The organism is Halalkalibacter lacteus, assembly GCF_036663595.1.
Lineage (GTDB): Bacteria > Bacillota > Bacilli > Bacillales > Bacillaceae_D > Halalkalibacter > Halalkalibacter lacteus.
The window spans coordinates 1-276 of the sequence record NZ_JAWRVL010000182.1 but is presented as its reverse complement, the minus strand read 5'-3'; the positions used below and the strand labels follow the sequence as shown (position 1 = coordinate 276).

The 276-nt window shown below is 42.0% G+C and carries 1 protein-coding gene; it reads right to left on the bottom strand.

Annotated elements, in window-relative coordinates; translation table 11 throughout:
- The coding region (locus SAZ04_RS21985; RefSeq protein WP_332699697.1) for a PEP/pyruvate-binding domain-containing protein at nucleotides 1-276 on the bottom strand (276 nt) is incomplete at both ends.

Genomic DNA, 276 nt, shown 5'->3' with positions numbered 1-276 from the left:
ATTGAACGGCCTTCACAAAGTACAGTACCTTTTTGCTTGAGTAGGTAGCGTTCCATGGTGCCGACATTTTGACGGCTCTTTACAGTTTCAGGACGAGCTTGAACAATATAGATTTGACCATCATCACCATCTTTTGCCCACTCGATATCCATTGGAGCGCCATAGTGCTTTTCGATAATAAGCGCTTGTTTCGCTAACTCTTGTAACTCGTGATCATTTAACGCGAATTGTTGACGTTCTTGTTTTTCAACGTCTACAACTACAACAGATTTACCC